Annotated in this window: 25 protein-coding genes, 1 tRNA gene, 1 other RNA gene, 2 riboswitches and 1 other annotated feature; of the genes, 8 read left to right on the forward strand and 19 right to left on the reverse strand. The window is 27.8% G+C overall.

The window, feature by feature from the left end; translation table 11 throughout:
* Positions 1–46 precede the first annotated feature (46 nt).
* From potA to TY07_RS05195, 5 genes are all read left to right on the forward strand, one after another.
* Positions 47–1,105, forward strand: a complete 1,059-nt coding sequence (gene potA / locus TY07_RS05175; RefSeq protein WP_042396327.1) for a spermidine/putrescine ABC transporter ATP-binding protein — start codon at positions 47–49, stop codon at positions 1,103–1,105.
* Positions 1,089–1,916, forward strand: a complete 828-nt coding sequence (locus TY07_RS05180) for an ABC transporter permease (protein ID WP_042396329.1) — start codon at positions 1,089–1,091, stop codon at positions 1,914–1,916. The genes potA and TY07_RS05180 overlap by 17 nt, the downstream gene beginning before the upstream one ends.
* 17 nt (positions 1,917–1,933) lie before the next feature.
* Entirely contained in the window at positions 1,934–2,746 is an 813-nt protein-coding gene (locus tag TY07_RS05185; protein WP_042396331.1) for an ABC transporter permease, read from the forward strand.
* Between the two features lies 1 nt (position 2,747).
* Positions 2,748–3,809, forward strand: coding sequence for an ABC transporter substrate-binding protein (locus TY07_RS05190; protein WP_042396333.1), 1,062 nt, complete (start codon positions 2,748–2,750; stop codon positions 3,807–3,809).
* A gap of 152 nt (positions 3,810–3,961) precedes the next feature.
* A complete protein-coding gene (locus tag TY07_RS05195) occupies positions 3,962–4,234 on the forward strand; it encodes an acylphosphatase (RefSeq protein WP_042396335.1) in 273 nt (90 codons plus the stop codon).
* 69 nt (positions 4,235–4,303) lie between these two features.
* Here TY07_RS05195 and TY07_RS17200 read toward each other — a convergent pair whose 3' ends face one another.
* The 16 genes from TY07_RS17200 to TY07_RS05270 form a co-directional block, all read right to left on the reverse strand.
* The gene (locus TY07_RS17200) at positions 4,304–5,074 is read right to left on the reverse strand and encodes a glycoside hydrolase family 73 protein (protein ID WP_052330618.1); all 771 of its coding nucleotides are present in this window, start codon (positions 5,072–5,074) and stop codon (positions 4,304–4,306) included.
* Positions 5,075–5,310: 236 nt separating this feature from the next.
* The gene (locus TY07_RS05205) at positions 5,311–6,717 is read right to left on the reverse strand and encodes an alanine/glycine:cation symporter family protein (RefSeq protein WP_042396338.1); all 1,407 of its coding nucleotides are present in this window, start codon (positions 6,715–6,717) and stop codon (positions 5,311–5,313) included.
* 306 nt (positions 6,718–7,023) lie between these two features.
* A riboswitch (glycine riboswitch) is annotated at positions 7,024–7,115 on the reverse strand.
* Positions 7,116–7,189: riboswitch (glycine riboswitch) on the reverse strand.
* 65 nt (positions 7,190–7,254) lie between these two features.
* Entirely contained in the window at positions 7,255–8,925 is a 1,671-nt protein-coding gene (gene leuA / locus TY07_RS05210) for a 2-isopropylmalate synthase (RefSeq protein ID WP_042396339.1), read from the reverse strand.
* Positions 8,926–9,009: 84 nt separating this feature from the next.
* Positions 9,010–9,203 (reverse strand) — a binding site (T-box leader).
* A gap of 59 nt (positions 9,204–9,262) precedes the next feature.
* Positions 9,263–10,222 carry a D-2-hydroxyacid dehydrogenase gene (locus tag TY07_RS05215; RefSeq protein WP_042396341.1) on the reverse strand — a complete coding sequence of 320 codons (960 nt, stop codon included), beginning with the start codon at positions 10,220–10,222 and terminating at the stop codon, positions 9,263–9,265.
* An 83-nt stretch (positions 10,223–10,305) separates the two neighbouring features.
* Positions 10,306–10,392 (reverse strand) — tRNA-Leu (locus TY07_RS05220).
* A 67-nt stretch (positions 10,393–10,459) separates the two neighbouring features.
* Positions 10,460–11,224, reverse strand: coding sequence for a potassium channel family protein (locus TY07_RS05225; RefSeq protein WP_042396343.1), 765 nt, complete (start codon positions 11,222–11,224; stop codon positions 10,460–10,462).
* 116 nt (positions 11,225–11,340) lie between these two features.
* Positions 11,341–12,837, reverse strand: coding sequence for a 4-alpha-glucanotransferase (gene malQ / locus TY07_RS05230; RefSeq protein WP_042396345.1), 1,497 nt, complete (start codon positions 12,835–12,837; stop codon positions 11,341–11,343).
* A 65-nt stretch (positions 12,838–12,902) separates the two neighbouring features.
* On the reverse strand, positions 12,903–13,922 hold the full coding sequence (locus TY07_RS05235; protein ID WP_042396347.1) for a LacI family DNA-binding transcriptional regulator: 1,020 nt from the start codon (positions 13,920–13,922) through the stop codon (positions 12,903–12,905).
* A 251-nt stretch (positions 13,923–14,173) separates the two neighbouring features.
* A complete protein-coding gene (locus TY07_RS05240; RefSeq protein WP_052330619.1) occupies positions 14,174–15,118 on the reverse strand; it encodes a PucR family transcriptional regulator in 945 nt (314 codons plus the stop codon).
* Between the two features lie 179 nt (positions 15,119–15,297).
* The gene (locus TY07_RS05245) at positions 15,298–16,239 is read right to left on the reverse strand and encodes a PucR family transcriptional regulator (RefSeq protein ID WP_042396349.1); all 942 of its coding nucleotides are present in this window, start codon (positions 16,237–16,239) and stop codon (positions 15,298–15,300) included.
* 25 nt (positions 16,240–16,264) lie between these two features.
* Positions 16,265–17,374, reverse strand: a complete 1,110-nt coding sequence (locus TY07_RS05250; protein ID WP_042396351.1) for an ABC transporter ATP-binding protein — start codon at positions 17,372–17,374, stop codon at positions 16,265–16,267.
* A gap of 226 nt (positions 17,375–17,600) precedes the next feature.
* The gene (locus TY07_RS05255; RefSeq protein ID WP_042396353.1) at positions 17,601–17,918 is read right to left on the reverse strand and encodes a hypothetical protein; all 318 of its coding nucleotides are present in this window, start codon (positions 17,916–17,918) and stop codon (positions 17,601–17,603) included.
* Positions 17,919–17,941: 23 nt separating this feature from the next.
* The gene (gene tpx / locus TY07_RS05260; RefSeq protein ID WP_042396355.1) at positions 17,942–18,427 is read right to left on the reverse strand and encodes a thiol peroxidase; all 486 of its coding nucleotides are present in this window, start codon (positions 18,425–18,427) and stop codon (positions 17,942–17,944) included.
* 127 nt (positions 18,428–18,554) lie between these two features.
* Complete coding sequence (locus tag TY07_RS18020) at positions 18,555–18,701, reverse strand: N-acetyltransferase (protein ID WP_207743549.1); 147 nt, start codon at positions 18,699–18,701, stop codon at positions 18,555–18,557.
* Positions 18,702–18,719: 18 nt separating this feature from the next.
* The gene (locus tag TY07_RS05265) at positions 18,720–19,490 is read right to left on the reverse strand and encodes a DUF2087 domain-containing protein (RefSeq protein ID WP_042396357.1); all 771 of its coding nucleotides are present in this window, start codon (positions 19,488–19,490) and stop codon (positions 18,720–18,722) included.
* A gap of 236 nt (positions 19,491–19,726) precedes the next feature.
* A complete protein-coding gene (locus TY07_RS05270) occupies positions 19,727–21,736 on the reverse strand; it encodes a molybdopterin-dependent oxidoreductase (protein WP_042396360.1) in 2,010 nt (669 codons plus the stop codon).
* 278 nt (positions 21,737–22,014) lie between these two features.
* Between TY07_RS05270 and TY07_RS05275 the strand changes: the two genes are divergently transcribed.
* Positions 22,015–23,565, forward strand: coding sequence for a ClC family H(+)/Cl(-) exchange transporter (locus tag TY07_RS05275; protein WP_042396361.1), 1,551 nt, complete (start codon positions 22,015–22,017; stop codon positions 23,563–23,565).
* Between the two features lie 43 nt (positions 23,566–23,608).
* Here the strand turns inward: TY07_RS05275 and TY07_RS05280 are convergent, their stop codons facing one another.
* Positions 23,609–24,271: a TVP38/TMEM64 family protein gene (locus TY07_RS05280; protein WP_052330621.1), complete on the reverse strand. Its 663-nt coding sequence runs from the start codon at positions 24,269–24,271 to the stop codon at positions 23,609–23,611.
* Between the two features lie 190 nt (positions 24,272–24,461).
* Between TY07_RS05280 and TY07_RS18320 the strand changes: the two genes are divergently transcribed.
* Positions 24,462–24,686, forward strand: coding sequence for a hypothetical protein (locus tag TY07_RS18320; protein ID WP_042396364.1), 225 nt, complete (start codon positions 24,462–24,464; stop codon positions 24,684–24,686).
* Positions 24,687–24,731: 45 nt separating this feature from the next.
* Positions 24,732–25,096, forward strand: an RNA gene (rnpB, locus tag TY07_RS17210) — RNase P RNA component class A.
* A gap of 122 nt (positions 25,097–25,218) precedes the next feature.
* Here the strand turns inward: rnpB and TY07_RS05290 are convergent.
* Both TY07_RS05290 and TY07_RS05295 read right to left on the reverse strand, forming a co-directional pair.
* Positions 25,219–26,001, reverse strand: a complete 783-nt coding sequence (locus TY07_RS05290; RefSeq protein ID WP_198133979.1) for a Nif3-like dinuclear metal center hexameric protein — start codon at positions 25,999–26,001, stop codon at positions 25,219–25,221.
* 12 nt (positions 26,002–26,013) lie between these two features.
* Positions 26,014–26,706, reverse strand: a complete 693-nt coding sequence (locus TY07_RS05295; protein WP_042396367.1) for a tRNA (adenine(22)-N(1))-methyltransferase — start codon at positions 26,704–26,706, stop codon at positions 26,014–26,016.
* Positions 26,707–26,832: the final 126 nt, after the last annotated feature.

A 26,832-nucleotide genomic window follows, 5' to 3' on the forward strand; every position in this document is an offset into this window, starting at 1 on the left:
TGTGATAAGGTGTTTCCTTTTAATATTAAAGAAAGAGGTGTTTTTTTTGAGTCAAAATATTATAGAAATACAAGGTGTATCTAAAGTTTATGGTGATAATACTGTCTTAGATAATCTTTCGCTGAATATAAGAAAAAATGAATTTTTAACATTGCTTGGTCCTAGTGGCTGTGGTAAAACTACGACTCTTAAAATAATAGCAGGATTTGAAACTGCTGACAGTGGAAAGGTTGTCTTTGCCGGAAATGATATTTCTGATGTACCTCCTTACAAAAGACAATTAAATACAGTATTCCAAAAGTATGCTTTATTTCCTCATATGAATATTTATGAAAATATTGCTTTTGGTCTAAAAATTAAAAAACTACCTAAAAATGAAATTGATAAAAAAGTTCATGAAATGCTAAAAATGGTAGCATTAGAAGGTTTTGAAAAAAGATCTGTAGACTCACTTAGTGGTGGTCAGCAACAAAGAGTTGCAATTGCAAGAGCATTAGTTAATGAACCTCAAGTTCTTTTATTAGATGAGCCTCTTGGTGCATTAGACTTAAAGCTTAGAAAAGAAATGCAATTAGAACTTAAAAAAATTCAAAAAAGACTTGGTATTACTTTTATCTTTGTAACTCACGATCAGGAAGAAGCTCTTACTATGTCTGATACAATAGTTGTAATGAACAAGGGAGAAATACAACAAATGGGATCTCCTGAAGATATTTATAATGAACCAGCAAATGCTTTTGTTGCTGACTTTATTGGAGAAAGTAACATCTTAGATGGAATAATGCTTGAGGATTATAAAGTTAAATTTGCAGATACTATATTTAAATGTGTAGACAGTGGTTTTAATCCATCTGAGGACATTGACGTTGTAATTAGACCTGAAGATATAGAAATAACTACTGCCGATAAAGGAATGTTAACTGGTAAAGTTAACTCTGTTACCTTCAAAGGAGTTCATTACGAAATTGAAGTTATTACAGAAAATAATACTTGGATTATTCATAATATAAAAAGCGCAACTGTCGGAAACACTGTTGGTTTAATAATAGATCCAGAATCAATACATATAATGAGAAAGGTGAAAGACTATGAGAAAGAAAAATAATCAAAGTGCTTTACCTGCAGCACCTTATGTTGTGTGGAGTTCACTTTTTATTGTTATTCCACTATTAATAGTAGTATTTTTTGGTTTCACAATAAAATCTGGAGATAGTTATCATTTTTCACTAGAGAATTTTCAAAGATTAATGGACCCTAAATACTTAAAAGTTTTTGGAAGAAGTATTCTTTTAGCTGTAGAAGCTACTTTAGGTTGCCTTATTTTAGGTTATCCCGTTGCGTATTTAATTTCAAAAATGCGTGAAGGTAAAAGAAATATTTTAATTATGCTATTTATAATACCAATGTGGATGAATTTCTTATTAAGAACCTATGCTTGGCTACCTATTCTAGGTAAAAACGGATTAATTAATTCTCTTTTAGTTACCCTAGGCTTTGCACGCGCTAATCTTCTTTATAATGATTTTGCAGTTTTATTAGGTATGATTTATAACTTTTTACCATTTATGATTTTACCTATTTATACTGTATTAATAAAGATGGATACTGATTTAATTAATGCAGCTTCAGATTTAGGTGCAAGTAGAAAGGAAATTTTCACAAAAATAATTTTCCCTCTAAGTATGCCTGGAATAATTTCTGGTATTACTATGGTATTTATGCCTGCTGTTTCTACCTTTGTTATTTCAAGAATATTAGGTGGAGGCCAATACATGCTACTTGGTAATTTAATTGAAACTCAATATACTTCAATGGATGATTGGAACTTTGGATCTGCAATTGCAATTTTCATGATGATAATAATTTTAATATCTATGGCCTTCATGAATAAATTTGAAGGTACTGATGATAAATAATAAGGAGGACGTATATTATGGTTAAAAAGCTTGAATCTTTCATTAAAAGATTTTATCTACTAATTATTTTTGTGTTTTTATATACACCAATAGTTACCTTAATGATATTCTCCTTTAATGATTCAAAATCAACTGCAAAATGGAATGGATTCACATTAAGATGGTATAGTGAGCTTTTCCAAAACACAAGAATAATGGATGCATTAAAGTATACATTAATAATTGCTGTACTTGCTTCAATTATAGCAACTATAATTGGAACTTTAGCTGCAATAGGAATTCATAGAATGAAAGGTGTTCCTAAAAAAACACTACTAAATATAAATAATCTACCTGTATTAAATCCTGATATAGTTACAGGTATTTCACTTATGAGTTTATTTATTTTTATATTTCCTATTTTAAATAAAATAGGGATAAATGCTCAATTTGGATTTGGAACAATGCTTTTAGCACATATTACTTTTAATATTCCTTATGTAATATTATCAGTATTACCAAAATTAAAGCAATTACCTCATAATATAACTGAAGCAGCTTTAGATTTAGGTGCAACACCTGGTTATGCAATGTGGAAAATAATACTTCCTCAAATAAAGCCGGGGATATTTGCAGGATTATTAATGGCATTTACTATGTCTATTGATGATTTTGTAATAAGTTTCTTTACAACAGGTCCTGGAGTTACTAATCTTTCTATAGAAATATACTCCATGGCTAGAAAAGGTATCAATCCATCAATAAATGCATTATCAACTTTAATGTTTATTACAGTATTAATTTTATTATTAATTGTTAATAGAAAAGAATTTACTTCAAGGGGTGTGTAGATTGAAAAAATTAAAATCTTTAGTTGCATTAGCAGCTGCTGCAATATTAACTGCTTCTCTTTTCACTGGCTGTGGAAATAGTAATGTTGGTGAAAATGGAACAATAAATTTCTTTAATGTAGGAGACTATATTGATGAAGCTCTAATTAGAAAATTTGAAAAAGAAACTGGAATTAAAGTTAATTACTCAACTTATGATACTAATGAAATCATGTATCAAAAGGTAAAAACTAATCCTGGTACATACGACTTAGTAGTTCCTTCTGATTATATGATTGAAAAAATGATACAAGAAGATTTGCTAGAAACAATAGATTATAACAATATTCCTAACTATCAATATATAGGTGAAAATTATAAAAACTTATCTTACGATCCAACAAATGAATACTCTGTGCCATATATGTGGGGTACTATTGGTATTATCTATGACAGTTCTAGAATTACAGAACCTGTAACTAGTTGGGATATACTTTGGGATAGCAAATATAAAGATGAAGTATATATGTTTAATTCTTTAAGAGATTCTTTAGCTATAGCTTTAATTAAAGCTGGATATTCTATTAATTCAGATGTTCCTAGTGAAATAGATGCAGCTAAAGATGAATTATTAGAACAAAGAAAATTAACAAATCCTGTTTACGTTGTTGATGAAGTCAAAGATAATATGATTACAGGTGAAAAAATGCTTGCTGCTGTTTGGTCTGGAGATGCAATATATATAATGAATGAAAATCCTGACATGAAATATGTTATTCCAGAAGAAGGCTCAAATAAATGGGTTGATGCTTTATGTATTCCTAAGGATGCTCCTAATAAAGCTGGTGCTGAAGCATTTATCAACTTCTTATGCGATCCTGAAAACGCAAAAGAAAATGTTGATTATATAGGATATTCTACTCCTAATACTGCAGCATATGATTTACTTGATGATGAAACTAAAAATAATCCAGCTGCATATCCTTCTGATTCTATATTAGATAAATGTGTCTTATTTACTAATTTAAATCAAGAAACTTTAAAATTATACGAATCAGCATTTACTGAAGTGCTTTCTCAATAGTATTATAAAAAACAGAATTATATACATTCATAGTATATAATTCTGTTTTTTTATAAATATTATAATTTAAAATTATAAATAAACATATTATTAACATCAAAATCACATATGATATAATCTATAATAGATTATATTATTTTTAGGAGGATTTTATGGTTAGATATTACATAATAGTAGATGGTCGTGTCCAAGGTGTTGGATTTAGATTTTTTTGTACTATGACTGCAAGAAAGTATGATTTAACTGGTTGGGTAAGAAATATGGAAAATGGTATGGTTGAAATGGAAGTTCAAGGAGATGATTCTTCTATAACTAAATATATTAAAGATATAAAAAAAGGTAATAGGTTCATTAGAGTTGATGAACTTTACCAAAAGAAAATTGAAATTCTTCCAAATGAGCGTACATTTACAGAAAAATATTAATTATATTCACATAAAATAAGAGTTAAATGTTTATAAATCCTTAATCATTTAACTCTTTTATTAATATTACTATTTAACTTTATTATCATATTCCATTAAATTATATTTTTCTATTAATGCAATTAATTTATCTGCATAAACTGCTACCCCATCTGCATTTCTAACTGTACTATACCCTGCATTTTCTAATGCTTGCGCCTGTTCTTTATAATTCTTTCCTGAAAATAATCCTGATTCCGCATATCTTGAATTTTCATATAGAAATCTTCCATGATCTTCAATTGAATCTTCAATATTATCATACTTTCTAAAGTTAGCTATAGTAGTATCATTATAATTTTCACTTGTAGAGACTGTTGCAATGGCTCCGCTCCATCTAGAATCTGCTTTTATTCCAAATAAATTATTATGGGTAACTGCAAGGTCTGATTGCCCCCATCCTGATTCTAATATGGCTTGAGCTATAGTAATTGATGGTAAAATCCCATACTCCTCATAACTTTTAATAGCGCCATGAGATATTTTATTTAAAAATTCTATCTTATCATCATCCAAATTAACATTAAAATTTACCTCTACTACTTTTTCATTACTTATATCTGAATTTACATCTGCACTATTTTCCTCTTCAATACTATCGTTTATGTTATCATTTCCTGTTTCTTCACTTATATATCTTACATTTGTAACACTTTGAGAAATTTTAATTTTTATTGTACTAAATATAGTTACAATCATCAATGAAGATAAAATAATTATCATAGCAAATTTATAAAGCATAGTTTTCTTATCAGATAAAACATAACTATTTAAACCTCTGTATTTAATATTACTTTTCATCTTAAACTCTCCTATAATTTTAAAATACTCTTTAGTGGCTTCACTTTTCCATCTATATTTTAAAGCTACACCTTTGGATATTTATAAATCATATTTACCTCCTATACTTTATTTTACCTTTTTAAGTATATTTTTATTACTAAAGTAACCATAATTTTAAAAATACATATATAATAAAAAAATCTGTTATAGGCTAAATTTATAATCTAAAACCTATAACAGATTCAACTTTTTCATTATTCTATTTCATAAACTTTCTCTAAAGCATTACTTTGTTCCCTCTTAAATTCTTGAAAAAACTCATTAGTTTCATTTATTACTACATTTCTTAATCCAATTAATCCAACTAAATTAGGTAATGCCATCAATCCATTTACTATATCAGCTATTATAAATACTAAATCTAGTGATAAGAATGGACCTACTGCTACAAAAACAATAAATATTATCTTATAAAATATAATGCCCTTTACACCTGTTAAATATTGAATACATCTTTCTCCATAATAATTCCATCCTATTATAGTAGTAAATGCAAAGAAAATTAATCCTATATTTACTATATACTTTCCTATAACTGCAAATGGTAATCCTTGTTGAAATGCAAATGTAGTCATTTCAGCACCCTCAAGACCACTGTTAAAGCTTCCTGTTAATACAATTGCAAGACCTGTCATAGTACATATTATTATTGTGTCAATAAATGTACCCGTCATTGAAATTAAACCTTGCTTAACTGGTGATTTTGTTTTAGCCGCAGCAGCTGCTATTGGTGCACTACCAAGACCTGCTTCATTTGAAAACACGCCTCTTCCAACACCTCTTTGAATGGCTAAAGCTACAGTAATACCTGCTGTACCACCTAATGCTGCCTTTGGATTAAATGCACTATTTATTATTAACATTATTGCTGAAGGTATTTCTTTTAAATTAAATCCTAATACTAATAATGCACCTAATATATATAATATAGCCATTGATGGTACAATCTTTTCAGCAACATTTGATATTCTTTTTATACCACCTAAAGTTACTAATGCAACTAATACAGTTACTATAATAGCAGTACACCATAAAGGAATATTAAAAGATATTAATGCTGCTTTAGATATAGAATTTACTTGTCCAAATGTACCTATTCCAAGAAGTGCTACCCCTACGCCAAACACAGCAAACATTTTAGCTAAAAATTTATTACCAAGACCTTTTTCTATATAATACATAGGTCCACCTGACATTTGTCCATTTTCATCTACTTCCCTATATTTTATAGCTAAAACTCCTTCTGCATATTTAGTTGCCATTCCAAAAAATGCAGCAATCCACATCCAAAATAAAGCTCCTGGTCCCCCTGCTGCAATAGCCGTTGCTACACCAACGATGTTTCCTGTCCCTATTGTAGCTGATAAAGCAGTACATAATGCCGCAAAACTTGATACATCACCTTTTGCCTCTTCATCACCTTCTTCATCATCTTTAACAAATAAATATTTAAGTGCTAGTGGTAATTTAAATACTTGTATTAACTTTAATTTAAAAGTAAAGTATATTCCTGTTCCTACTAATAATATTAGCAAAGGTGGCCCCCATACTATCCCATCAATACTATTTAATACTTTTTCAACTCCATTTAAAAATTCCATAAAAAAATCCTCCTTAAAATTATAAATTTATAGGAGGAGATTAGAGTTAGTTTTTAGTTAAGAGTTTTTAGTTAGGCGCTAAGGTAAAATTCAGGTAACCTGAATTTTTTAATATAAAGTGAATTTCTAATATTAAGATTAAATTTTTATGCAATCTTAATATTAGAATTCGTTATCTAAATCTTATTCCTTGTTATCTCTAACCTAAAAATTGGTTGTAAATTACTATCCATAAGATAAAACTAATAAACTCAATAATGAGTTTAAACCTTAACTACTAACTATTAACTATTAACTTTTAACTAATCTTAATCCCCTGTCCTTTTACCTGAGAGTTTCAGTTTAACTTTAAATTAAACCTTGCTCCTTCGGTGCTCTTATGAGTCTCTCCAGAGGCTCGTCCAGTAACGGTCCTAATACCTGAAAGATTTACTTCTTCGGTGGATCTAAATCGCTCTCCCATTACCTTCAACCGAACATATTAACTTATAAAGCTTATTATATACATAAATTTCAAATCAATCAATATAAAAATTTTTATTTACTTCCATACAATCTATTTAAAGCACTTATTATAGACTTTATTGAAGCTCTCGTAATATTACTATCAACTCCAACACCAAATGTCTTTTTGTTAGTATCATTTCTACTCATATAAACATATGCTGCTGCTTCAGCTTCAGAACCTGTACTCAATGCATGTTCCTTATAATCAATTATACTAACATCTATTAATTTACTATTAGATAATGCTTTACCTAATGAATCTATTGGTCCATTACCTATACCTTCTATTTCACGTTCTTCTCCTTTATAATTAATAACAGCATTTACTTTCGTTGTTTTCTCTGTATCACTATTGATATCTGATATAGAAATACTTATTAATTTAAAAGGTTCCTGTAAAGATAAATACTGCTCTTTAAATGCATCCATAATTTCGTTTGGCTGAACTTCACCTTTTTTCTCAGAAATTTTTTGTACCACTTCTGCAAATTCCTGTTGCATTGATTTAGGTAATTTAAATCCAAAACAATGATCCATTACAAATGCAACTCCACCTTTACCTGATTGACTATTAATTCTAACTAATGGTTCATATTCTCTTCCAAGATCACTTGGATCAACAGGCAAATATGGTACTTGCCATATTTTTGAGCCTCTTTCTTCATATTTCTTCATCCCTTTATTTATTGCATCTTGATGTGAACCTGAAAATGCAGTAAATACTAAATTTCCTGCATAAGGATGTCTAACCGGTACTGGTATTTTTACACATCTTTCATAAATCTCAATTATATCATTTATATTTTCAAGATTTAACATTGGATTAACTCCATGTGAAAACATATTATATGCAACCGTTAATATATCTACATTACCTGTTCTTTCTCCATTACCAAATAATGTTCCTTCAACTCTATCTGCTCCTGCTAATAAAGCTAACTCAGCATCAGCAACACCTGTACCTCTATCATTATGCGGATGAACACTAACAATAATTCTATCTCTATTCTTAAAATTTTGACACATATATTCTATTTGATCAGCAAATACATTTGGTGTATCCATTTGTACTGTTGATGGTAAATTTATAATAATCTTATTTTCACTAGTTGCACCCCAAGCATCAGCAACTGCATCACAAACTTCTAATGCATATTCTACTTCTGTTCCAGTAAAACTTTCAGGTGAATATTCTAAAAATATTTTCCCCTCAAAATCAGAAGTATATTTTTTTACAAGCTTTGTCCCCTCAACTGCAATATTCTTTATTTCTTCTTTACTCATATTGAATACTACATCTCTTTGTAAAACTGAAGTTGAATTATATATATGAACTATAGCTTGTTTTACTCCTTGTAAAGCTTCAAAAGTTCTTTCTATTAAATGTGGCCTTGCCTGAGTTAATACTTGTACTACTACATCATCAGGAATACAATTATCCTCTACTAATCTTCTTAAAAAATCAAATTCAATCTGAGATGATGAAGGGAAACCAACTTCAATTTCTTTAAACCCCAATTTAACTAACATATTAAAGAATTCTACTTTTTCATCTATATTCATTGGATTTATAAGAGCTTGATTTCCATCTCTTAAATCAACACTACACCAAATTGGTGCTTTTTCAATAACATTATTTGGCCATGTTCTTTCCTTCAAACTGATTGTTTCAAATCTCCTATACTTACTGTAATTTAACATGTATAAATGCCCCCTTATATATAAATAAAATAAATTATTAACATATTATTATAATAAATAAAAAAAACGCGTAATATTACCCTCCATTGGAGCGTATTTACGCGGTACCATCCAAAATTTATACTTAATTAAAATAACGGTATTAACCGATAAGAGCTACTAAAAGTTCACCCTTATAGCTCATGAGCGAGTTCAAAAATATAATTTATAGACTCGCAGCAACCGTCTACTCTCTGAAAAACCATGGATTCTTTACTACTCTCATTCCTAGCAATATTTATTTTATTTTCTATAATATTACTATATTGCTTTATATTTGTCAATGAACATAATTATTTTATTTATCAACTCTATTTCTATCTTTTCCATTATAAAAAGCTTTAATATTTTCTACAACTTCATTAAATAATCTTTCACGCGCCTCTATGCTTGCCCATGCAATATGTGGTGATAAAAGAAGCTTATCTTTATTTTTTATTGATAATAAAATATTATCTTCACCAACTGGCTCTGTCTCATAGACATCTAGCGCAGCCCCTCTTATTTGCTCTTCCTCAATAGCCCTAGCTAAATCCTTTTCTACAACAATAGGCCCTCTGCCCATATTTACTAGTATTGCACTACTCTTCATCTTAATTAATGCTTCATAATTAATTAATCCCTTTGTATTTTCATTTAATGGAGCATGTATAGAAATAATATCACTTTTTTCTAATAACTCTTCAAAAGATACTTTTTTAAATTGAGTAGAAGAGTTTTTGCCAGAAGTAGAATAATATATTACCTCCGCACCAAAAGCTTCTGCTATCTTTCCTACCCTATTTCCTATTGCTCCTAGACCTATAATTCCCCATACTTTATTTTCAATTTCATAATAAGGTTTATTTAAACATGTAAAAGATCCTGATTTTGAATATTCACCCTCCTTTACATACCTATCATAATATACTACTTGATCTAATAGTCCTAGTGCACTAGCAAATGTATGTTGAACTACAGCATTTGTTGAATATCCAGCTACATTAGCTACCCCTATTTTATGCTCTTTAGCATAATCTATATCTATGTTATTAAATCCTGTAGCTGTTTCTGCAATGAATTCAAGATTTTTTGCATCTTTCATGTTATTTCTATTTAACACTACTTTATTAGTTAATATTATATTAGCATCCTTTATTCTTTCAACTACTTGACTTTCATCTGTAGCTTCATAATATTGCACTTCTCCAATTTCATTAAGTTTTTCTATACTAATATCTCCTAAAGTTTTACCATCAAGTATTACTATTTTTTTCATTTATAAATCCTCCCGAAAATTTCTATAAAAAAAGAGCCACATCAAAAATATATTCACATATACCTTTGATGCAGTTCTATTATTGGTGCAGATGGTGGGACTTGAACCCACACGAGGAATCCCTCAATAGACCCTCAATCTATCCTGTCTGCCTATTCCAGCACACCTGCGCAAAATTTAAAAACTATAATATAATTTTATGTTATTAATAAATTAATTTCAAGTATATTTTTCCATTTATTTCTTTAAAGCCTTTAGTATCTTTACAATATTGTCTAAATCCTCATTACTTAAATCATCAAAATTATCAAGCATACTCTTAATATCTTCAATGACTTTTTCCTCATATGTTTTTTCTATCTTTTTACCGCCATTTATTATGTATAATGTAATACTAGTTGTTATAACTCCTATAACACCTATACCTATAATCATTAATAAAACAGCAATTGCTTTACCTAATTGAGTTTTTAATAAAATATCACCATACCCAACCGTAGTAAATGTTACAAAACTCCACCATAAAGCATCTCCTATTGACATACCTTCAACTATAGATATTAATACAGCCCCTATTACTATAAAAATAGTAGAAACAACTAATAAAAAATTTAACCTACTTTTTCTAATTTCATCCTTGACTCTTATTTTAAATTTTATTGCACAAATAATTAACATAATAGATTTAATAGCTTTTATACAATATGAAGAATTAACTTTTGAAGGAATAATAGTAAAACCTAAAACTCTAACATAAAATCTTATAGAAAATATTGAAAACAAATCTATTAAATTTTCTTTTATAAATTTCCTTTTTTCTTTACTTATTGCAAGTCTTGTAACGTAATCACCTATAAATATCAATCTGACTATATTATCAATATAATAAAATGTCCAACTTACCTCTTTGGGAATATTAATGAAAATTTCTATAATCAACATTAACGTTAACATAAGCGCAAGCAATCCTATAAAAAAATCATATACACATTTCTTATTCATACCCTTGCCTCATAAAATATAAATTTATATATTTATATTTATGTTATATGTAACTGATATATGATGAATAAAAAATCAAAGGACTATTGCATTTACGCAATAGTCCTTTATTATAATTAACATCTTCCATACATTTTTGTATACTTGTAAATTTTATCTGCTAATTCAGTATTATAACTACCTTCTTTAGCTCTCCATTTCCAGTTATTTCCTAAAGTTGATGGGAAGTTAACCCTTGTCTCATTTCCAAGATTTAAGAAGTCTTGCATTAATGCTACTGAAACATTTGCAACACTACTCCATGCTCCTCTTATAAAGCCCCAGTTATATCCTTCTTCTTCTGATAATGCTAAATACTCTTTACAATACTCAACATCACTCTTACTTCCTGTTAACTCAAACCATCCTCTAAAAGTATCATTATCATGTGTTCCTGTATATGCTATACAATTTCTTGTATAAGTATGAGGTAAATAATTACTTTCTTCTCTTGCATCAAAAGCAAATTGTAATACCTTCATTCCTGGGAATCCTGTTTCTTGTAAGAAATCAATAACCTCATCTGTTAAATACCCTAAATCTTCTGCAATAACATTTATTTCACCTAATGTTTCTTTAATTGCCTTAAATAATTTAATTCCAGGTCCTTTAACCCACTTACCATTAATAGCAGTATCTTCACCATAAGGAATTTCCCAATAGCTTTCAAAACCTCTAAAGTGATCAATTCTAACTACATCATAAAGCTTTAAGCTTTCTTCTACTCTTTTAATCCACCACTTATAGCCTGTCTTCTCCATATAGTTCCAATCGTAAAGAGGATTCCCCCATAGTTGTCCTGTTTCTGAAAAAGCATCTGGTGGACATCCAGCTACTGATATTGGTTTTAACGTATCTTCATATATTAAATATGCTTCTGGATTACTCCATACATCAGCACTATCTTCTGCCACATATATAGGAATATCACCTATAATATTTATTCCTTTTTCATTAGCATAACTCTTTAATTCATTCCATTGTCTAAAGAATAGGAATTGAATAAAAGACCAAAATCCTATTTCATCAGACAATTCGTCTTTGTATCTATTAATTGCTTCTGGTTCTCTCTTCTTGATATCTTCATCCCATTCTTGCCAACTAACTAGTCCAAATCTACCCTTAACTGCCATATAAAGCGAGTAATCATCTAACCATGAATCATTTTCTTTTGTAAACTCTTCAAATTTGGCTTTTAAATCTATATTATTTAGCTTTTTAAAATTTTCATAAGCTCTTTTTAATACTATATATTTAACTTCATATAAACGCCCATAATCAATATATTCTTCATTATCTCCATAATTTTCATTTACATAATCTTCTTTATTAAGAATTCCTTCTTTATTTAAAATATCAAAGTCTATGAAATATGGGTTTCCAGCAAATGCTGAAAATGATTGATAAGGTGAATCCCCATATCCAGTTTGTCCTAAAGGCAATATCTGCCAGTATTTTAACCCTGATTTAAATAAAAATTCAACATATTCATACGCTTCTTTACCAAAAGTACCAATACCAAACTTCCCTGGTAAAGATGCAATATGCATTATAACCCCTGCACTTCTTTCCATATAATTCTGCTCCTTTTATCACGATAATTTTAATTGATTATATTATATTTACGTTAATAAATATTTTATTTTTTATTAATACAAGAACTTGATTCTCTCTCTAAAAGTTCTGTATCTAATAAAATATGTTTATTCTCTCCGTTGCCCTTTAAAAGTTCGAATAATATCTCTACACTCTTCTCAGCCATTTCTTTTTTAGGTTGCTTTATAGTTGAAATTCCTGGGTTATAATAACAACTAATATCCATACCATCAAACCCTAATATAGATACATCCTTACCTACAACTAATCCACTATCTACAACTGCTCTAGCTGCACCTATAGCCATAAAATCTGAAATTGCAAAAATTGCAGTAATATCTTTTCTACGTTTTAAAAACTTTAATGTTTCTTCGTAAGCTTTTTTAGTGTCATAATCTCCAATAAGTAAATTATCATCATTTACTTCAATATCATATTCCCGTAAAGCCTTTATATATCCCTTATATCTCCACCAACTAACACAAAAGTCATTTTCCTCACCTATCATTAATGCTATGTTTGTATGGCCTTTTTTTATAAGATATTCTGTAGCAGAATAGGAAGCTTGAAGATTATCTATCCCCACAGTAGAATATTTATCTCTACCTAAAGGTGATACAGTATTAACTGACGTTAAGACTACTGGAACATCAATATTCTTGAAACTATCTTCATCTAAATCAATAAAGTTACCTCCAAGGCAAATTATCCCTTGTAATCTCTTTTCTTTTACAAATGAAATTATGTTTTCTACTTCATGCTCTAACACATAATCATTTTGTTGTAAAATCATTGTATAATTTTTTTCGTTAATTTTGCTTCCAATAACATTAATAAGCTCAGAGAAAAATGGATTAAAAACCCCTTTTACTAAAACACCTATATTTTTAGTATTATTTTGTTTTAATATTCTAGCACTATTATTGGGTACATAATTACTTTCTCTAATAACTGCTAAAACTCTTTCACGAGTACTTTCTTTAACATCAGGATGATTATTTAAAACACGGGATACAGTACTAACTCCAACCCCGGATATTTTCGCGATATCCCTTATATTCATCAATATACCTCCTCAAAAAAATATTTATGGTATCGTTACCTGTAAAATCTAAAAAAATACGATATGGACCACACCAAAAACATTTTTTATATTGGAGTGATTCATTAATCTTACTAAATATTACACCAATGAGTCACTTATGTCTATACATGATTAAATAATACTTTCACTAAATATATTTGTTTTAAATACCCTCCATTCGGTACCGTTTCCAAATATAATTGTATCTTATAATTTTAATATTTTCAATATTAAAATTGCTTTTTTATTCCTAAATAAAAAAACATTATCCTCATTAACATTGCATTGTTAAATTCCCTTATATCATAGGACGTTATTTTTTGTATCTTATCTAATCTATATAACAAAGTATTTCTATGAATAAACAATTCTTTAGCTGCTTCACTTGTATTTAAACCACACTTGAAATACGTTTCTATAGTTCTTATCATTTCTCCATCTAAATTCGATATTTTCGATGCAAATTTGTCATACATTCTAAGTTTCATCTCATCTGAAATTGAATCAACTATCACTTCTAATATTAATTCATTGTCATCAAAAATTTCACAATTAACTTTATACTTAATTGCTATTTGAATTTTTTTAAGATTTTCAATATATGCTTGTCTTATCTTTTTGTAATTACTTACTTCACAATAACTAATATAGCATTTTTTATTAAATTGTGTATTTATAATTTCTTTTATTTTTTTTGCATGATTAATAGTCTCTTGTAAATCACCTATTACTATTATATTTCCATTATATAATACAACTTCTACTTCGGTATTTATATAACTTTTCTTAATACATGCTAATATATTGTTAGTGTCTCCTTCAACAAATATATTCATTAATTGAAATGTTCCATTTAACCGTGGCCATATATCTAATATTATTGACTTTTCCACCTCATTATCATCTAAGAGCATAGAAATTAAATTTTCTTTTTCAATAATTATGCTTTTAAGTGCACTTTGTAAACAAAACATTAATAAATCAATTGCTAAATTGTGTTGATTATTTACCATAACCTTATAATCTACACCTTTATATTTAATAGCTTTTTCCACAGTACTATTTGCATTTTTAAATTTTGGTGTAGTATATTTACCAATTCCTTCAATATTCAATTGAAATGGTATTTGTGAATTATTATATATTTCATTAACTAAGGTATCAATATTTCCCAAACTATCTCCTCCTAATACCCCATATACTATTGGTGTTTTGATAAATAATTCCCACTCATTTTAAGGATATTTCCACCAATTAAATAAATTGGTAGAAATATTAGGAGATTCTAATTACCCTTAAATTTACAGTTTCGGTATCGTTTTCAATGTTATTATATACTATTTTCAAAATATTCTCAAGATTTTTTTTCTTTCCAAATAAAGAATATGATCTTTAATAGTACAGCATCATTAAAATCTCTTATATCATAATTTGTATACTTTTGAATCTTATCTAATCTATAAATTAATGTATTTCTATGAATATATAATTCTTTTGCAGCTTCACTTAAATTTAATCCACATTTAAAGAAAACTTCCATAGTTCTTATCATTTCATTATCTAACTTTGATATTCCTTTTTCAAACCTATCATATACATCTTTTTTCATTTCTTCCGAAACTGAGTCTATTATACCCTCTAAAATAATCTTGTTTGCATCAAATATTCCATCAATAATATTATATTTAAATGCTAAATCAATTTTATATCTTGTATCGTCATAATGTTTTTTTAATGTTAAATAATTTTCAACATTGCAATAACTAATATAACACTTACAAGTAATTACACTTTGTATAGTATCCTTAATGCTTTTAGCATGTTCTAGCATGTCTTCAAATTTTCCAAACATAAGGATTTGACCTTTATAATTTATAATATCTACTTTACTACATGAATATCCCTGTTTAAGATATGATATTATTTCATCCTTATAATTATCAATATATATATTTATTAAATCAAAATCTTTTGTTAGCACTGGCCAACTAGCTTTAATTATTTCTTCTTCAATTTCCTTACCATCTAACAATGCTGAAATAATACTCTTTTTACTTAAAAATACTTTATTTAACCTTTCTTCTACATAAAGTTGTAATAAATCAAGTGTAACACTAAATGCTGCATTTATTTTGATGCAGCACTCAGTGTTATTATAAATAAATCTCTTATTAACTTCATTTTGAGCAATTTCAAATTGCGGTGTAGAATATTCCCCTACATCGTGCATTATTAATTGGAAAGGTATTTTACAACTGTTATACACTTCATTTACCAGTTTCTCAATACATTTCACAATATCTCCTCCAACGAATTAATTATTATACAACTCTTAATTCTGTTTCCTTATCAAATACATGTAACTTTTCTGCCTTTAAGTAAAGACTTGCTACTTCACCAATCTTTAATTCTGTACTACCTTCAATTTTAATGTTCAGCGGATTATTTCCACATTTTGTATATATATAACTTTCTGAACCCATAAGTTCAATAACTTCTACATGCCCTTTTACAATGCTTCCTGGATTAGCTGCAATTAAATCTGCATCATCACTCAAGTGTTCTGGTCTAATACCAAATGTTACTGACTTACCAACATATCCAGATTTTGTTAATATTTGAGCCTTTTCAGCTGGTAATATTATTTTATTTTCACCAAATACCGCACAAACATCATTTCCATCTTTTTCTACTTTTCCTTCTAAGAAGTTCATTTGAGGGCTTCCTATGAATCCAGCTACAAAAAGGTTAGCTGGATTATTGTAAATATTTATTGGAGAATCGACTTGTTGAATAACTCCATCCTTCATTACAACGATTCTAGTACCCATTGTCATAGCTTCTACTTGGTCATGTGTTACATATATAAATGTAGTTTGTAACTTTCTATATAACTTAGTTATTTCTGTTCTCATTTGAACTCTTAATTTAGCATCTAAGTTTGATAAAGGCTCATCCATTAAGAATACTTTTGGATGTCTTACGATAGCTCTTCCTAATGCAACTCTTTGTCTTTGACCTCCTGATAAAGCTTTTGGCTTTCTCTTTAATAGGTGTTCAATATCTAATATTTTAGCTGCTTCAGTTACTTTTTGTTCTATTTCAGCTTTTGGAACTTTTCTTAATTTTAATGCAAATGCCATGTTATCGAATACTGTCATGTGTGGATATAATGCGTAGTTTTGGAAAACCATTGCTATATCTCTTTCCTTTGGTTCAACATCGTTAACTAGCTTGTCCCCTATATATAATTCCCCTTTAGAAATATCTTCTAGCCCTGCAATCATTCTTAAAGTTGTTGACTTACCACATCCTGATGGTCCAACGAATACAATAAACTCTTTGTCTTCAATTTCTAAATTAAAATCTTTAACTGCTGTTACATCCCCTGGATATATTTTATAAATATGTTGTAATGATAAATTTGCCATTTTTTATTCCTCCCATAAATCAACTTCTAAATTTATTAACTTCATTTGATATATTTATTGTACAACCTGTAACTGTTTTCATCCATATGCAATATTTACAAATATGTTACCTTTATTTTGTATATTTATCTAAAACTATTATTAAAATGATATTTTTTACATAATATATAATAAACTAAAAGACATATAGAAAACAACTCTCTATATGCCTTTATGCTAATTTCTTTTATTCAGTTTCTTTTTCCATTTGCTTTTTTAATTCATGAGCAAATTCTTTTTGTTCCTTTCTTTCTTCTTTTTCATACTTTCTTATTTCTTTATCTAAATCCTTTGCTATCTTTTCAGCTCCTTTTTCTTCTTCTTTAAATTCCTTCTTTAATTCATGTTGTTTTTCTCTTTGTGCCTTTTTTTCTTCTCTTTCCTCTTCTTTCATTTGATGTTTTATTTCATGAGCAAATTTTTTCTCTTCATGTCTTTCATGTCTCTCTTCTTTTCTTTCTTCATGATGAATTTTCATTTCTTCGATTGATTCTTTTATACTCATAATAAAATCTCCTTTTATAAAAATTATTTTACAGCATCCAATACCTTTTCATAATTGGGTTCATTTATTACATCATTACAATATTCAACATATGTAATTTTATTATTTTCATCTACTACAAATATAGCCCTAGTTAAAAATCCAAACTCTTGTATCAATGTTCCATATTGTTTACCAAAGCTTTTTTGTTTAAAATCTGATACTGTTTTTACTCTATCAACACCAGCATTTCCACACCATCTTACTTGTGCAAATGGTAAATCCATTGATACTACATATACTGTAACATCATTTAATTTTGAAGCTTCTTCATTAAATTTTCTTACCTCCATATCGCATACAGAAGTATCTATTGATGGTACAGTTACAAATATTCTTTTTCCTTTTGTGTCATTCAACTTTACATCTTTTAAAGTGTTATCTACCACTAAGAAATCAGGTGCATCATCTCCTACTTTAAGCATGTTTCCAACAAGAGTAATAGGATCACCATTAAATGTTATTTGCATAAATTACACCTCCCTTAAACTTATTAATACTTGCTACATTAATATAGTTCCCCAATAGTATGTAATTTAATTATTTCAATAACAAAATCCAAAGATATATTAATTACATCTTTGGATTTTATTATATTTATAGTTCTATCCACTCACTTATGGTATTTTCTTTTATAAATCCTCTCTTTTTATATAGTTCATAAGCTACCTTATTTTTCTCAATTACTATTAGTCCTATTTTATCAACATTTTTATCAACTAGAAATTTTATAGCAGTTTCCAAAAGTTTTTTCCTAATCCTTTATTCCTTTACCCAATACTTGCTACAATCCTTTGATCTATCTAAAAATCCATATTCAATTAAATATCTTCTTATAGTAGCATTATCTTCATATATTCTTTTTAATGTTTTATTTATATCTTTTTCAGAATAGATTTTACCCTTACGAAAATTTTTCATTATTTCTTCTAAAATTATAATTTTCTTTTTTTCCTTTGCAGGGAAATTTTTAAGTGCTCCTTCTTCTGTCATATAACTTTTAACAGTTTGTAATTTTTCTTTATCTGTAATGTTATACCTATCATCTAATGTTGTTGCACCAGCATGTGAATCACATATTTCTTCATTATCCATTTTACAAATATTTTTACTTGTATGAGACGCTAATAATTCCATCATTGATAAGAATAATTTTGCTTGCTTTTCCTTTTCTCTTAGCTTATATCTATGATTTCTAACTGTAGATGCAGCTACACCAAGTTTATTAGCTATTTCTTTATCACTTAATCCTTGTACAATTAAAACAATTAACTCTCTCTGCACTTCAGTAATACCTGTATATGCTGTATTCATATTTAACAAATAATCTAACATAGACTTATGATATTCTTTTATATGCAGTTCCATAGCTTTTTTAGCTTCATATAAATATGAATCAACTTCATAAATCCTCCCCTTTGTATAAACTTCATTACAAATTAAACATTTATAATACTCATCTCTTTCTATATAGCCCTTTTTTATATCTTCTATCTTTGAATCCCATAACTCATTTTTATTTTCATTGCTCATTTTCTCTTACTCCTTTTCTTGCTCTTAAAATTATCATATAGATACTTTCTATTTTTGTCTATTATTTTATAGATATTTTTATCTTTTGTTTATTATATTATTGCTTTATATTGATTTCATAGAGAAGCTCATAATCATATTGAACCATATTAGTAATTTCAATTATCAAAATTATAAATTTGCAACTTTACTTAAAAGAAAAAGTCAGCATAAAATGCTGACTCATAAATTAATCACTATATTTTAATTATATCCACAAAAGTTTCATTATAAGTAATTTGTCCACCAATATCTGAAATACCACTATTAGTTAAAACATTAGGATTACCATGTTTTTCCCACCAACCAACAAACATCATTACAACTTTATCACTAATTGAACTATCTATTTTTATCCTTACTTTTATTTGTCCATTCTCTGACTTTAAATATACTATTTCATCATTATCTATATCTAAACTTTTTGACATATTTTCATTAATATATGCAATAGACATTCCCTCTTCATCTATAAAATGTTGACTTGATAAACTATCTCTTCCATGATTAGTTAATAATCTTATCTTTGCTTTATTTTCACTACATTTAACTTTATTATTAAGATCATATAATCTTATAATTTCAAATTTCCTACTTTTAGTCATAAACTTTTTATCTTCCCAAGCAATATTTTTATGTAAAGTAAGATAATTACTTTTTATAAACTCTAAATTTATATTACTATTAATATGTTTTAATGGCTCTATTACTTTTTCTAAATAATCTGTCTTTTCTAGATAGGGATAATCATTTAAGTTCATTTCCTTTGCTAATTCCATGAAGAAATAATATTCATCCATTAATTTTTCCCTAGGTTCTATTAATTTCTCATTGTATATTAAATAAGGATTCATCATTGAACTAAATAATAAATCTTCACTTTCAAGTTGACTACTCGTTGGTATAATCAAATCGCATACCTTTGCAGTATCAGTCATAAACATATCAAAGCACACCTTAAAATCTATCTTAGATAGGGACTTTTTCAATTTATTTACATTTGGAAGCTGATTTACTAAATTGCTTTTAGTTATTACAGCCATTTTTATTGGAATGTTTAAGTCATAATCACTTTCCTTATCTTTATTACAGATAAAAATATCATTCTTGTAATATGTTTTACCTAAAGAACATTTTTCTATAAACTCATTAATCTCACTAGTATAAAAATATCTATTAGAAGCTGCTTTTTCACTATTATAAGGATCACTATTTAATATTTTAGGATAAACTTTATTAGCATAATTTACTCCCCCACCACTAAATCCTATTTGTCCTGTTATAGCGCCTAAAGCATCTATTGCTCTAATAGTAATTCCGCCATTTTTATATTTCTGCATTCCAAAACCTAATAAAATAGTAGAATACTTTTCACAATATAATCTTACTAATTCATTAATTTCATTAATTTCTACTCCACATTCAAGACTTAACTCTTCAATATTTAAAGATAAAACATATTCTTTATATTCTTCAAATCCATTAACATATGATTTTATATACTTTTCATCAAAAAATTCATTTTCAATTATTACCTTTCCTATTGCTAATGCTAGGGCTAAATCTCCATTTGGCTTAATTCTAATATATTTATCACTTAAGGTTGCAGTTGCAGTTTCTATTGGATCTATAACTATTATTTTGCTTCCATTTGCTTTAGCTTTTCTTATCATTTGCATAGTATGTATTGTTGTATTAGCAGGGTTTTTACCCCATACAAAAATATTATTACTATTCATCATATCTTCTAATGAATGACTTTTAGAATCTCCAAAATCTAATTTTTGTGCCGCAATTCCTGCACTCCAACAAGGTCCACCCTTGGCTAAACTAACACCACCATAAAAATTAAAGAATTTTTCACCTATACTTTTTAATAATGAACCATTTCCATATTGCTCATAATATAAAATAGATCTGCTTCCAAATTCATTTTTATAATCTTTTAATCTTTTTGCCATAATATCTATGGCCTCCTTAAAAGATATTTCTTTCCATTCTCCATTTACTTTCAATAAAGGATTATATAATCTTTTCTCATGATTTACTCTTTTTAAATGCGCTAAACCTTTCTTACATATAAATCCCTTAGTATAAGGATGTCCTTCATCTCCTTCTATTTTTACTACTTCATTTTTATCTATATATACATTAAATTTACAACAATCTGCACAATCTAATGTACAACCATGACTTAATTTTTTCATTTGCTTCCCCCTCAATTATTGCTTAATTAATGGCCTTTATTCAGAAATTCTAATTATACTTTATTTATTTTTATTATAACCTTTATTATTTATATAAAAAACTTTTTTATTATTAATAGTATTTCTTTATCCAATAACTGATAATAATAAAACTATTGAAGTTGCAATAATTTATATTCTAATAATTTCCTCTTATATTTATTTTATTTATATTTTCATGAAAACTTTTACTAATGCTATACTAGTATTATATCAATTTAATTGGAGGTGATAATAAAATGAAAAACTTTGATATAATCACTAACGATAGAGAACATCATTCTAAACTAGTCCTTAAAGGTCTTCTCGTTGGAATTATTGCTGCTTTTGTAGTTGTATTATATAGATTTGCATTATCCTATGCAGAAGATTTTTCATTTTTTATTTATTCATTTATTAAAGATAAAAAATATCTTATACCAATATGGTTCATCATTTTAATACTATTAGCCTTTTTTATAGGAAAACTAATAGATAAAGAACCCTACATAAGTGGAAGTGGTATTCCACAAGTTAAAGGTGTAATGGGAGGATATATAAAAAATAGACCTCTCTCAATTATAATCAATAAATTTATTGGAGGCACACTTTGTATTGTCTCTGGTTTATCTCTAGGAAGAGAAGGTCCTTCTGTACAACTTGGCTCCAGCGTAGGTGATATAGTAAGTAAAAAATTCAAAAGTACAAGACTTGAAAGAAGACTTCTTATAAGCAGTGGTGCTACTGCTGGATTAGCTGCAGCATTTAATGCCCCATTATCAGGTGTCTTATTTTCTCTAGAGGAAATTTATAAATATTTTTCACCTCTTGTATTAATATCAACAATCACGGCTGCAGTTGTTGCTGATTTTATTTCAAAACAGTTTTTCGGATTAAATCCAGTATTTAACTTCTCAACCTCTCAAGCTATTCCTTTAAATAATTATTGGATATTATTAATATTAGGAATTTGCTTAGGAATTTTCGGTGCTTTTTATAACTGGATAACATTAAAGACGCAAGATTTATATGCTAAATTAAAATGTTCTACTTCAATAAAGCTAATGATACCTTTTTTACTTGCAGGAATCTTAGGCTTATTATTTCCTATAGTTTTATGTGGTGGTCATGCAATAGTTGAAGAATTGTCTTTAACAACAACTTTAAGCTTACTTTTATTAATGCTTGTAGCAAAATTTTTATTTTCTATTATATCCTTTGGTTCTGGTGCTCCTGGTGGTATTTTCTTTCCACTTCTAATTATTGGTGGAACCTTTGGTGCAGTATTTGGTTATATTGCAATTAATTATCTTGGAATAAGTCCTGCACTATTTAATAATTTTATTATAATTTCTATGGCTGGGTACTTTACTGCAATAGTTAGAGCTCCTATTACAGGAATAATTCTTATTACAGAAATGACTGGGTCATTTACACATTTATTATCACTTTCAGTGGTATCTATAATTTCATATATAGTTGCTGATTTACTAAAAAGTACTCCTATATATGACTCATTACTTAAAAGACTTTTACTTAAAAATAATATTAATGAATATCACAGTAAAAGTACAAAAAAAATTATTATTACTAACGTAGTTCACTTTGGTTCCAAAATAGAAAAAACATACTTAAATAATCTTAAACTACCTGAAAACACTCTTATTGTTTCAATTAAGCGTGATGAAGTTTCTATTGTTCCAAAAGGAAATACTCTTATTAAAGCTGGCGATACGATTCTTACTATGACTGATTTAAAGAATGAATGGAAAGTTAGAGAGCTAATGGATTCATTAACAACTATAGAATAGAAAAAGGCAAATTAATCTTTATAAGGTTAACTTGCCTTTTATATCAATTATCTTTTATTAATTTATATTTCATTTCATTCCATAACTTTATAGAAAAAACTCCTGTTATTATCAAAGTAATAACTATCATTACAGTATTAATAATAGAGCCATCAAAACTTTCCCCTAAATAACTATATAAAAATATAGCAGGCATATTTGACACTGTAAATATTAAGGTAAATTTCTTAAAACTAATCCCCATATATGATGATACAAACACTATTATATCTGTAGGCGCCACAGGGCACAAAACACCTACTGCAAGTATCTTATAATTGTATGAATCAATAAGTTCTATTATTTCTGGATGCTTTTCGCTGATTTTTTCTTTCAATCCTTTAAATAAATTAATTCTCGCAACAAAAAAAACTATTATATCACTTATTAAAACTCCCACTAATGATAGTATAACTGCCTTTTCTGGTTCAAAAATCAATCCTCCTAATATCATTAATGTAACACCGGGAATAAGACTAATTAATCTAATACACCATAATATTACAAATATAAATTCTGAATATTTCATAGAATCAATCAACTGCCTTAAAGAATCTACACTAAAATCTATATTTAAATTACTAGCTAAAGTTTTAACCCCTATAATACTCAATGCAATTGCTATAATAATAAAAATAGCTATATAGGATTTTTTATTTTTATTCACTATTTATAATCCACTCCTCTTATATGAATTAACTTTCTTATCATTTATTTATTATAAAATAACTTTTCATAATTTCATATTAATTTACTATTAAATTTCTATTAACGTAATAAAGTATTAATAATTTTTTGTTATTGTCACAATAAAAATGCATATATTATAGTAATATAAATTTCTGGAGTTGAAATAATTGTCAAAGAAAACTGATTGGGGTAAAGTAGTCAGGGAAACTGTTAATGATATAATTTGTGCTATTAAAACACCTTCTTCAAAACCTAAACAACCGAATTGTCCAAATCCTAAAGCTCGAATATGTATTTTAATACTTATTGGAATTACATTACTTTTTTCTGGAATTGGTATCTATAGTTGGATAATAATAATCATGTTGTTTATTATTTTATCTTTTGTCTAAAAAAAAATTTGTATTATTAAAAAATTTATGTTATTATAAATCCTGCGAGTAATACATGCAATCGCTGCTAGCTTTAAGCTAGGAGAGGAAAGTCGGAGCTCCATAGGGCAGGGTGCTGGTTAACGGCCAGTCAAGGCGACTTGAAGGATAGTGCAACAGAGATATACCGCCAGAAGTTTTTTAACTGAGTTCATTTTATATGACTGGTAAGGGTGGAAAGGCGAGGTAAGAGCTCACCAGCATGGTGGTGACATCATGGCTATGTAAACCCCACCTGGAGCAAGACCGAGTAATGGCATTATGGGATTGCCCGTCCCGCCATGTGGTGTGTCGCTTGAGCTTACTGGTAACAGTAAGCCTAGATAGATGATTGCTTAATACAGAACTCCGCTTACGGATTATCTCGCATCATGAAAAACACTAGGTTTGAGTCTAGTGTTTTTTCTTTTTTACTATAAAACTGACAATTTAATTTCAAATAAAGAAAAAAGGTATAAGTCTTACATTTTAGTAAAACTTATACCTTATATTTTTAATAAAAACTAAATGGATCCTCTTCAACTTTAGAAGTTATGAATTCAACATCAGAAAACTTTTCCTTTAATCTTTCCATTACGTTAAAGAAAGTAACGTGCTCAGATGCGAAATGTCCAACATCTAATATGTTTATTCCCATTTCCTTATAATCAGAAGCAAAATGATATGTTGTATCACCAGTAATAATACAATCAGCTCCCTTTGAAACTGCTTTAGCAATAAAATCTTGACCACTACCATTTATTATTGCAATTTTAGAAACTTTATCTTTACCTTTAACAACTCTTAAATTAGATATATTTAAAGCACCTTTAATTTTACTTACTAGCTCTTCTAAAGATATTTCTTCATCTAAAGATACTAATCTCCCTAATCCAGCACTATCATCTCTATTATTCTTTTCTAATATTATAGAGTCATTAAATCCTAATATAGAAACAATAGTATGATTTAATCCATTTTCTACTGAATCTAAATTGGTATGGCTTGCATAAAGAGAAATATCATTTTTTATAAGTTCTATTATTTTTTTACCTTGCAAAGTATCAGTTGTAATACTACTAGGCTTTCTAAAAATAAGAGGATGATGAGTTATAATTAAATCAACATTTTCGTCTTTTGCTTCTTCAATTACCTTTAAAGTACAATCTAATGCTAATAACACTTTTTTAACTTCTTTATTTCTATCCCCAACCATTAAACCAACATTATCGAAATCTTCTTTTAAGCATATTGGTGCTAATGTTTCCATTTCTTTAATAACATTATTTACTTTTATCATAAAATCACCTTATAAATAATTTAACATACTAGTTATAATACTAATTTTCTCTTTTATTTCTTCTCTTCTCTTATTTGCACTTACAGTTGCTTCAGTTATAAATCCTAAAATTTTATTATATTCATCTATTTTATTTTGTAAGAAATCTTTCATTAATGAATGTTTACTTCTTAATAATATTGGACTTATTTCATAATATATACTATCAAGTTCAGTTGTTTGACCTTCTGCACTTCTTACTTTAAATAATTCATAATATATTCCTTCATCAAGGCATAAGTCTTCCTTTATAATCTCATAATTATTTTTATATAAATACTCTCTTAATACCTCTGGATTTTGTGCTGGCACTAAAATTAAATATTCAGCAGATTTTACTTTTTCTAAATCAGCTTCTAATATATCTCTGATTAAATTACCACCCATACCTGCTATTACAACTTCATTAGCTTCATTTACTTCTAGTGGCTCAAACCCTCCACCTAATCTAAATTCTAATTCGTCTCCAGCACCTTCAAGTATTGCATTTAATCTCGCCTTATCTAATGGGTCTTTATTAATATCACAAGCAATAGCTTTATTACATATTCCTCTTTCTAGTGCTATTAACGGAACATATCCATGATCAGTCCCTATATCTGCAAGTACTTCTACATTTTCTAAATTTTCGATTATAAATTCTATTCTATTACTAACTTCCATTTTAACTACCTCTATATATATTATTTAATCATTTGCTCTAATATTTTATATTATTTTTAAATCCAAGCTTATTATTTATATTATGGCTAGCTCTTATAACACTTCTACCTGTTTTTAGGTTGGATG

It is taken from the genome of Clostridium saudiense (genome assembly GCF_000577815.1).
GTDB classification, from domain to species: domain Bacteria; phylum Bacillota; class Clostridia; order Clostridiales; family Clostridiaceae; genus Clostridium; species Clostridium saudiense.

What these genes read in the sequence shown, in the direction of transcription:
- TY07_RS05195 (WP_042396335.1), top strand. Translation starts at nt 3,962, where the DNA reads ATGGTTAGATATTACATAATAGTAGATGGTCGTGTCCAAGGTGTTGGA.
- tpx (WP_042396355.1), bottom strand. Translation starts at nt 18,427, where the DNA reads ATGCAAATAACATTTAATGGTGATCCTATTACTCTTGTTGGAAACATG.
- TY07_RS05225 (WP_042396343.1), bottom strand. Translation starts at nt 11,224, where the DNA reads ATGAATAAGAAATGTGTATATGATTTTTTTATAGGATTGCTTGCGCTT.
- TY07_RS05185 (WP_042396331.1), top strand. Translation starts at nt 1,934, where the DNA reads ATGGTTAAAAAGCTTGAATCTTTCATTAAAAGATTTTATCTACTAATT.
- TY07_RS05270 (WP_042396360.1), bottom strand. Translation starts at nt 21,736, where the DNA reads ATGAAAAAATTAAGTCATGGTTGTACATTAGATTGTGCAGATTGTTGT.
- TY07_RS05255 (WP_042396353.1), bottom strand. Translation starts at nt 17,918, where the DNA reads ATGAGTATAAAAGAATCAATCGAAGAAATGAAAATTCATCATGAAGAA.
- TY07_RS05250 (WP_042396351.1), bottom strand. Translation starts at nt 17,374, where the DNA reads ATGGCAAATTTATCATTACAACATATTTATAAAATATATCCAGGGGAT.
- TY07_RS05180 (WP_042396329.1), top strand. Translation starts at nt 1,089, where the DNA reads ATGAGAAAGAAAAATAATCAAAGTGCTTTACCTGCAGCACCTTATGTT.
- TY07_RS05265 (WP_042396357.1), bottom strand. Translation starts at nt 19,490, where the DNA reads ATGAGCAATGAAAATAAAAATGAGTTATGGGATTCAAAGATAGAAGAT.
- TY07_RS05205 (WP_042396338.1), bottom strand. Translation starts at nt 6,717, where the DNA reads ATGGAATTTTTAAATGGAGTTGAAAAAGTATTAAATAGTATTGATGGG.
- malQ (WP_042396345.1), bottom strand. Translation starts at nt 12,837, where the DNA reads ATGGAAAGAAGTGCAGGGGTTATAATGCATATTGCATCTTTACCAGGG.
- TY07_RS05235 (WP_042396347.1), bottom strand. Translation starts at nt 13,922, where the DNA reads ATGAATATAAGGGATATCGCGAAAATATCCGGGGTTGGAGTTAGTACT.
- TY07_RS05275 (WP_042396361.1), top strand. Translation starts at nt 22,015, where the DNA reads ATGAAAAACTTTGATATAATCACTAACGATAGAGAACATCATTCTAAA.
- TY07_RS05295 (WP_042396367.1), bottom strand. Translation starts at nt 26,706, where the DNA reads ATGGAAGTTAGTAATAGAATAGAATTTATAATCGAAAATTTAGAAAAT.
- TY07_RS05215 (WP_042396341.1), bottom strand. Translation starts at nt 10,222, where the DNA reads ATGAAAAAAATAGTAATACTTGATGGTAAAACTTTAGGAGATATTAGT.
- leuA (WP_042396339.1), bottom strand. Translation starts at nt 8,925, where the DNA reads ATGTTAAATTACAGTAAGTATAGGAGATTTGAAACAATCAGTTTGAAG.
- TY07_RS17200 (WP_052330618.1), bottom strand. Translation starts at nt 5,074, where the DNA reads ATGAAAAGTAATATTAAATACAGAGGTTTAAATAGTTATGTTTTATCT.